Source organism: Bartonella sp. MU37NMGALS (genome assembly GCF_042194015.1).
Classification (GTDB): Bacteria; Pseudomonadota; Alphaproteobacteria; order Rhizobiales; family Rhizobiaceae; genus Bartonella; species Bartonella grahamii.
Genome location: NZ_JBHIML010000101.1, coordinates 1 through 1022 on the forward strand (window position 1 = coordinate 1; position 1022 = coordinate 1022).

Genomic DNA, 1022 nt, shown 5'->3' on the forward strand with positions numbered 1-1022 from the left:
CGAGCAAAATATCAATCTTTCAAACGAAGCTAACAACCGATGGCAAATTAACGAAGCGATGATTGCGAAATTGCCTTCACGAAAAGTTAAAAAGGTTGGAAAAAAACTTTCAGAAATCTTTGACACGATGATGCCTGCTTGTTTTCCAGAGAAAGCAAACTTTTTTGAAGGAACAAAGAAAACAAGGGAAAAACAAGAAGTTGAAAGAATACTAGAAGATTTCAAACCCGATTTTCAATACGCAACTGAACAAGGATTAACGCATGATGAAGCCTTATCAGAATTTGAAAAATTTGTACGCTTTTCAAAAACCAATCCATGTCGAAATGCAAATGAACGCGATTGGCAAAGCGCTTGGGATAATTGGATTACGCATCCAGAATATGGATTGGTAATTAAGAAACACAAAAAATTAGAAACGGAAAAACTATATGCAACCGCATGCTATAAATCATCATCAAACAATTTCGCAAACAACCTTTCAGAAAGATTTAGCATACCCCCAACAGCGATCTACGCTTAAAGACACTTATGGATCAGAAATAGAGCTTTTTTCGGGAGCATCAGTCATGAAATCGTATTTAAAAGGATCCGAAAAAACAGCAAAGTAGTGAAATTTGCTGATGATTTTGAGAATAGAGATGCGTTTAAATTGACAGAAAGGCACCGTACAGAGCGATTTAAAGATTTTGTGATAAAAACCACATTGAAATTAAAAACGCTTCTGTACAGTCCATTTTGATGCAAATAAACCCATTGGTAAAGTTATGGATTTAGATAGGGGATATTAAACCAGATGTTTTTAAAAAAACGTAAACAGAAAGGGCAAAAAAAGTGGGTTGCAACGGCGGTCGGTCATGCACCATGGGGATTAGGGGTAGCAGAGTATTTTTATAACCTTTACGAATATGATGATGGCACAAGAGAATACGAAGAATTTGACGGTGGTCAGTATCATGAGATGCCTTGTAAAGTTGATTACAGTACCAAGGCGCAAGTGAAAGCTTGGATATATGGGGGTG

The 1022-nt window shown here is 36.6% G+C and carries 1 protein-coding gene and 1 pseudogene; both read left to right on the forward strand.

Going from position 1 to position 1022, the window contains the following annotated elements:
- Window positions 1–523, forward strand: a pseudogene (locus ACFIJP_RS09290) (hypothetical protein); the annotation flags it as partial.
- Window positions 524–796: 273 nt separating this feature from the next.
- Window positions 797–1022: hypothetical protein (locus ACFIJP_RS09295; protein WP_375627139.1), on the forward strand; the 226-nt coding region annotated here is incomplete at its 3' end.